This window comes from Bradyrhizobium sp. Mp27, assembly GCF_029953005.1.
Lineage (GTDB): Bacteria > Pseudomonadota > Alphaproteobacteria > Rhizobiales > Xanthobacteraceae > Bradyrhizobium > Bradyrhizobium barranii.
The window spans coordinates 55,351-61,953 of sequence record NZ_JASAUS010000046.1 but is presented as its reverse complement, the minus strand read 5'-3'; the positions used below and the strand labels follow the sequence as shown (position 1 = coordinate 61,953).

General features: G+C 62.1%; 6 protein-coding genes, 1 tRNA gene and 1 pseudogene. 4 read left to right on the top strand and 4 right to left on the bottom strand.

The genetic code is table 11. The features are described from left to right. From QJT78_RS23235 to QJT78_RS23220, 4 genes are all read right to left on the bottom strand, one after another. A partial coding sequence (locus tag QJT78_RS23235) for a hypothetical protein (protein WP_281460328.1) occupies window positions 1-252 on the bottom strand: 252 nt, incomplete at its 3' end. A gap of 650 nt (window positions 253-902) precedes the next feature. After that, window positions 903-1,235 carry a hypothetical protein gene (locus tag QJT78_RS23230; protein WP_038943974.1) on the bottom strand — a complete coding sequence of 111 codons (333 nt, stop codon included), beginning with the start codon at window positions 1,233-1,235 and terminating at the stop codon, window positions 903-905. A 45-nt stretch (window positions 1,236-1,280) separates the two neighbouring features. After that, window positions 1,281-2,903 carry a DUF6538 domain-containing protein gene (locus tag QJT78_RS23225; protein WP_049810217.1) on the bottom strand — a complete coding sequence of 541 codons (1,623 nt, stop codon included), beginning with the start codon at window positions 2,901-2,903 and terminating at the stop codon, window positions 1,281-1,283. An 80-nt stretch (window positions 2,904-2,983) separates the two neighbouring features. Continuing rightward, window positions 2,984-3,058, bottom strand: a tRNA-Thr gene (locus QJT78_RS23220). 316 nt (window positions 3,059-3,374) lie between these two features. Between QJT78_RS23220 and QJT78_RS23215 the strand changes: the two genes are divergently transcribed. The 4 genes and pseudogenes from QJT78_RS23215 to QJT78_RS23200 all read left to right on the top strand — a co-directional run bounded on the left by QJT78_RS23215 (window position 3,375) and on the right by QJT78_RS23200 (window position 6,555). Then, window positions 3,375-3,563: a hypothetical protein gene (locus QJT78_RS23215; RefSeq protein ID WP_028159142.1), complete on the top strand. Its 189-nt coding sequence runs from the start codon at window positions 3,375-3,377 to the stop codon at window positions 3,561-3,563. A 28-nt stretch (window positions 3,564-3,591) separates the two neighbouring features. After that, the gene (locus QJT78_RS23210; protein WP_193375959.1) at window positions 3,592-5,310 is read left to right on the top strand and encodes an FAD-dependent oxidoreductase; all 1,719 of its coding nucleotides are present in this window, start codon (window positions 3,592-3,594) and stop codon (window positions 5,308-5,310) included. Window positions 5,311-5,435: 125 nt separating this feature from the next. Next, window positions 5,436-5,744: an EthD family reductase gene (locus QJT78_RS23205; RefSeq protein WP_028151418.1), complete on the top strand. Its 309-nt coding sequence runs from the start codon at window positions 5,436-5,438 to the stop codon at window positions 5,742-5,744. Between the two features lie 308 nt (window positions 5,745-6,052). After that, window positions 6,053-6,555, top strand: a pseudogene (locus tag QJT78_RS23200) (hypothetical protein). Window positions 6,556-6,603: the final 48 nt, after the last annotated feature.

The window sequence follows — 6,603 nt, the reverse complement described above, 5'->3', positions numbered from 1 at the left end:
CGCCCTCCCGACGCAACGACAAAACCGTAAAGCCCCGCGTTCAGCATAACCCGGCAGGAATCCACTTAAATCCAGCGGGGCGCTGTCCAAACAACCGGGGCCAGCTCTAAGGCCGTCGAAGACTTCGGACTGGTTCTTGATGTGGGCGGCGTTGATGTGGTCGATAGCCCATGTGGTCTTGCCGCTGCCCATGATTGCGTCAAGCACGGTGATCTTGTTGCTGCCGGTCGTGACAGCAGTGGTGTCGTTCATGATTGCTTTCATGCTGGGGGTTTGTGGTTGGAGGCCCACGAAGGGGCCCTGATCGGCTCAGTGACCGATCTGCCAAACGCTCAACGTGCACATGCGTAGTGCCCCACGCACCGCACCCCTCGGAGGGTTCGGACCATGTGTACGTGAGCGTTTGACGGATTGGTCAGCGTGGAAAGGCGAGTGCTAAGCACTCGGGCTACCCCCACCAATGATGTCATCAGCCGGAGACCAAACCGGTGAGAGCTGTCATCAGTGGGGAGTAACCAATCACACCACCAGCCCGACTGCATTATCTGGGTGGCCGGTGATGTGTAGGGGAAATCTTAAAGGGAACTGAAAGACGTTCTATAGGGCTCAGGCGCAACCTATTCCAAACCTACAGGGCCCGCCGAGAAGCTCGGATAAGGTAGCCGAAAAGGCGTTCTCTAGGGCTGATAGGCAGCCTATTCCAAACCTACAGAAAGACGTTCTATGGGGAGACGTGCAACCTATTCCAAACCTACAGTCTCACCGGGGAGTAGTCCCCCTTGAGGACCGGTGCCCCCTAGATGACTCAGAGAGAGTCACTGATGCGCCTTGGAGTGTCCCGGGTGGTGTTGCCCGGTCTCGCCAGTGAACGCGCCAGTGACTCCCCAATACAATCGTATGGGCTACGGGTTGGCGTAGAACATCGCGAGCCGCCACGCCGGGAATGCTGCCCGCTCATCGTCACGATAGGCGAGGTGCTCGCACCGAGTGCTCGCGATATTGATGCCGTCCCTCCGGCACTGCTCGATCATGTTGCGCTCGTCTTCCCGGAAAGTGGCGTGTGGATCGGCCAACATCGCGACCGGCTCGTCCATCTCATACCACCATTCGCGGATGGTCATGAGCCGCGAAGGGTCAGCACCGACGCGCCCGAGGGCGGTGGTGAGGTGGACTGAGGATGTCTTGAAGATGTCTTGCATGGTGCCCCATTGCTTCATCGTGATGATGGTTGCCAATCGTAGATGGTCTACGAATGGCAGGGGAGCACTGCCTCTCGCAGATTACCGAGGGGGCGTCGGGCCCGTCAAGCTATATGGCGGAAACCTCGCCATTGCCTTGGTCCGCGCCTTGAGAGTGACCTTCGTGTACGCCGCGCCTTGAGTGCTGGGTGAGTGGTTCGAGATGGCGTCCAGTGTTAGGGCTTCAATCCCCGCTTCCAACCCATAGGTCTTGAAGGTGTAGCGCCAAGCATGGTTGGGTTGGCGCATTTGCTTTGGTACGATCTCGCGCATCATTTCGTAGACGCGCTTGTACACACCCGCAGCCGGACCTTCGATGGTGCCGCCCTTGCCGGGATCACAGAACAGATGGCCCGCCTTCGCACTGTTGACGAACTCCACAAAATCCGTTGCGACCAGGTGCTCGTGTACGGGCACGTCGCAGAACTTGTTGTTCTTGATGCTGCCTGCTTCTGGCGTCAGCCGGATCACCCAGCCATGCTCGGGGTCGTTGCGAACATCTTGCTTTCGTAGCTGGATCATCTCCGCGACGCGAGCGCCCGAGTATGCGCAGAGCCACGGCACCCATCGCTTGGCAGCGGTGGTCTTGGGGTTCTCTCGCTTCGAGCCCACTACTGCGGAGGTGTGTCGGAGTATCTTGGCCGCCTCATCCAGCGCGAAGAACTCATCGCGCAGCTTGGCCTTCTTCCGCTTCGTCTTGATCGTTGCCCGCTCTGCCGGATTGGCAGGGAGCCACCCCCGTTCAGCGCCCCAATTGAAGACGTTGCTGAAGGACGCGATGTCGCTGTCGTTGATCGTTTTCACGGCGATCTTCCGGGCGAGGCGATGGTCCCGCCATCGAACGATGTCCTGCTTGGTTACTCGGCTTGCATCGTCATGTTCGAGGAACTTGATGAGCATCTCGAACCGTTGCTTGATGCGATCGGCGTCACGCTTTCGCAGATCGCGATCCAATGCCGTCTTGTGCCATGCCTCGACAAGCGCGGTGAGGGATCGACCGGGCAAACCCTTGCTTGTTTGCTCCTCGAACTTGGGGAAGCGCCGGGCGTAGTCATCTGGAGTGAAGTCGCCATCGGCGTTGCGCGAAAGTTTCTTCGCGGCTTCAGACAAGTCGAGTGACGCCTGTTCGATCAGCTTCCAGCGGCTCGCTTCGTCCGTGATGACACCGCGCCGGGCTAGGAAGGCATCGGTCATCCTACGGAACCGCGCCTCCATGGACGCCCTACGCTGATCTTCGGGCGACCTGTGGATGCCTAGCTTGGCGACCGTGCCGTAGTCCCCTCGGCGTGCTTCCTCATTCATCTCTGAGACACGCAACCACTGCTCGGCGGTGAGGACCGGGTTGTCTTCAAGGCCCTCTGCAAATGCCCTGTAGAGTTCACCCGAAAGAGCACTGATCTGCTTGGGGGTGAGAGGCTTGGGCCCGGCCCGCAGCGTGGCCATTGTGTGCTCGACCTCGGCAGCAACGTCGGGACACTTCGCCTTCGCGGCAGCGCGATCGGCCGTCTTGAGCGAGATGCTGATGTGATCCTTGAACCAGCTTGGTGGACGCTGATCCTTTGGCAACTTCGCCAAGATCGCTTGAACATCAGCCGGGATGCGCTTGCGGTAGTACCAGTTGTCAGAACCGCGACGCTTAGTAGGGCAGGCCATTCGCAAAACCATCGTGTAGCACCCGTGTGTATCAGGCGCAGCGCGAAAGCCTCAACTGTTTCAGTAAGATGTTGATGTCACATGGACATTAATGGTGCTGCCAGACAGGATTGAACTGTCGACCTCTCCATTACCAATGGAGTGCTCTACCACTGAGCTACGGCAGCATGTGCTGGGATAAGAATCGGCCGCCAGGGGGCCTACCAAGCGGGCCGATATCTGCCACAAGCCCCCCTCCTGTGCAAGCTTGCTAGCTCCGCCAAAACGAGAAAATCGGGTCGATATCGGGGCCAAAATGCCCGTTTTCAGGTGAAAGTACCGACTTTCCGCCGATTTCGGTTCCGATATCCCCGGCCAACTGGCCAGTTGGCCGCGGCATGGCATTCGGCCCATTTTGGATTTCGCACGAACAGTTCGCGAGGGGCCTCTTGAGCTGCCGCATTCTCCGGGCATGTTATCGCGGATCGCTGGTATGGACCGCTGATGGCTGACGAGAACGACAAGAGCACGAGACAGGCGAGGGGGGCGCGGGACGACCGGCTGAAATCGGCGCTGCGCGAAAACCTGAAGCGACGGAAAGTGCAGGCGCGCGAACGCGCCGCAATCACCGACCCCTCGCAGAACGACGATGCTTCCCTAGATGAGGGGACCGCCGGCAAGACTGGCGATTGAAGTCTGGCGATTAGAATTTTTGGAGTGCATGGACGTGGCAATGGGGCAGGACGAGCAGCAACGAAACGATGGTGATGCGCAGATGTCGCGGTTCACGCGCCCTGAGCAGACCTTTCCGGCGCTGACATCGGCCGAGATCGAGCGCATGCGGAATTTCGGCGAGGTCCGCACTTACGCCGACGGCGAATTCCTGTTCGAGACCGGCAAGCCCGGACCGGGCATGTTTGTCGTGCTGAAGGGCCACGTCGCCATCACCCAGCGCGACGGGCTCGGCAATGTCACCCCGCTGATCGACCAGGGGCCGGGGCAATTTCTGGCCGAGCTCAGCCAGCTCTCGGGCCGGCCGGCGCTGGTCGACGGCCGCGCCGAAGGCGAGGTCGAGACACTGCTGCTGCCGCCGCCCCGCCTGCGCGCGCTGCTGGTCGCCGAGGCCGAACTCGGCGAGCGTATCATGCGCGCGCTGATCCTGCGCCGGGTCAATCTGCTCCAGGCCGGCGTCGGCGGTGTGGTGCTGATCGGTCCCTCGCATTCGGCCGGCGTGGTGCGCTTGCAGGGCTTCCTCACCCGCAACGGCCAGCCGCATCATCTGCTCGATCCCGAGCGTGACCGCGACGCCGCCGAGGTGATCGCGCGCTATTCGCCGAAGCCGGAAGACTGGCCGCTGGTCGTAGCTGCAAGCGGCGAGGTGCTGCGCAACCCCAGCGAAACCGAGGTTGCGCGCGCGATCGGCATGATCGGCGGCCCCCGCAACGACCGCATCTACGATGTCGCGATCGTCGGCTGCGGACCGGCGGGGCTCGCCACCGCGGTGTATGCGGCGTCCGAAGGGCTTTCGGTCGCGGTGCTCGACACCCGCGCCTTCGGCGGCCAGGCCGGCGCCAGCGCGCGCATCGAGAACTATCTGGGCTTCCCGACCGGCATCTCCGGCCTGGCTCTGACCGCACGCGCGTTCAACCAGGCGCAGAAATTCGGCGCGGAGATCATGATTCCCGTCACAGTGAAGTCGCTGGACTGCTCGCGCAAGGACGGCGCGTTTGCCGTGACGCTCGACGGCAGCGATCCCTTGCGCTCGCGCGCAGTCGTGGTTGCGAGCGGCGCGCGTTATCGCCGCCCCGAGATCGAGAACCTCGACAAGTTCGAGGGCCGCGGCGTCTGGTATTGGGCCTCTCCGGTCGAGGCGCGGCTCTGCGCCGGCGAGGAGGTGGCCCTGGTCGGTGCCGGCAATTCGGCGGGGCAGGCGGCCGTGTTCCTGTCGGGGCACGCCAAGAAGGTGCTGATGATCATCCGCGGCGGGGGCCTGGGGGCCAGCATGTCGCGCTATCTCATCGAGCGCATCGAAGCGACACCGAACATCGAATTGATGTTCAACACCGAGATCACCGCGCTCGAGGGCGACGAGGCCTCGCTGCTGCGGCGCATCCGCTGGAAGAGCCGGTTGTCTGATGACGAGGACTCTGCCGACATCAAGAATCTCTTTTTGTTCGTCGGTGCCGATCCCGCCACCAGCTGGCTCGACGGTTGCGGCGTCACGCTCGATCGCGGCGGCTTCGTCGTGACGGGTGCGCAGTCCGAGCTGAACCAGGGTAAACTGGTGGCCCCACTGGAGACCTCGGTGCCCGGCGTCTACGCGGTCGGCGACGTCCGCTCCGGCTCGGTCAAGCGCGTCGGCGGCGCCATCGGCGAAGGCGCGCAAGTCGTGGCCTCCCTGCACGGCTATCTCGGCGACGCCGCAAAACCGGCGCTTTAGTCAAGGACAAGACAAGCAGAAGGCAAGCGGAATCTCACTTGCCATCTCGCCGCGTCCCACGGACTATCGCCCCGTCGCGAGGCCAATCGCGCGTGGAAGACAAGAGATTCACAAGGGAGGACTAAATGGCCGAACTCGTCGTGCTCTACAAGACGCCCAAGGACGCCGCCGCCTTCGACAAGCATTATGCCGAGACCCACATTCCGCTCGCGAAGAAACTTCCCGGCCTGAAGAAATACGCCGTCAGTACGGGCGCAGTCGGCTCGCCCGCCGGACCATCGGGTGTCCACCTCGTCGCCATTCTCAGCTTCGACAGCGTGGGCGACATCCAGAAGGCCTTCGGCAGCGACGCGGGCAAGGCGGCCGCAGGCGACGTGCCGAAGTTCGCCAGCGGCGGCGCCGATCTGTTGATCTTCGACACCAAGGAAGTGTGAGCGCGCGAAGCGCCTGCCAAATTCGATTCAACTTTTGTCGAACACCCGCAAGCTCGTAGCCCGGATGGAGCGCAGCGTAATCCGGGACGACACCATCCACACGCGAGAACCCCGGATTTCGCTTCGCTCCGTCCGGGCTACAAACTGCCGTGGTTTGTGACAGCGGTGCAAAAAATCCAGTCATGCGTTTGTCGATTCGCACGACGGCGCATGGCTCCGCACGAGCCTGTGACATCGCGTATGTAGCCATCCGATGAGGACCGTAATATCAATCGCCTGATCTCAATGCAGAGAGTAGGAGAGATGCCGTGGTTCTTGGGTTGAGCCTGCCCGCCTTCACGTTGGTCCATGTCATCATCAGCCTGATCGGCATCGTTGCCGGCCTGGTCGTGATGTTCGGCCTGCTCGGGTCGAAGTCGATGCCGGGCCTCACCGCGATCTTCCTGCTGTTCACGATCCTCACCAGCGTCACCGGCTTCCTGTTTCCGTTCAAGGAGCTGCTGCCCTCGTACATCATCGCCGGCATCTCGCTCTCGCGATCGCCTGCCTCGCGCTCTACGGCATGAAGCTCAAAGGGGTCTGGCGTCCCGTCTACATCGTGACCGCGATGATCTCGCTCTATTTCAACGTCTTCGTGCTGGTGATCCAGTCGTTCCTGAAGGTGCCGGCACTCGCCGCGCTCGCGCCTGCCGTGCCGCCGAATCCGCCGGGAGGCCCCGTGTTCGCCGTGGTGCAGGGCATCGTGCTGGTGTTCTTCGTGGTGCTGACCATCGGCGCCTGGCGCCGCTACAAGCCGATGACGTTTGCCTGATCGCACGTTCGCGGTCGGTGCGCGGCCTCGACCTCGTGATATCGCCCG

Coding starts and splice junctions, on each gene's coding strand:
- QJT78_RS23210 (WP_193375959.1), top strand. CDS start 3,592: ATGGACGTGGCAATGGGGCAGGACGAGCAGCAACGAAACGATGGTGAT.
- QJT78_RS23215 (WP_028159142.1), top strand. CDS start 3,375: ATGGCTGACGAGAACGACAAGAGCACGAGACAGGCGAGGGGGGCGCGG.
- QJT78_RS23205 (WP_028151418.1), top strand. CDS start 5,436: ATGGCCGAACTCGTCGTGCTCTACAAGACGCCCAAGGACGCCGCCGCC.
- QJT78_RS23225 (WP_049810217.1), bottom strand. CDS start 2,903: ATGGTTTTGCGAATGGCCTGCCCTACTAAGCGTCGCGGTTCTGACAAC.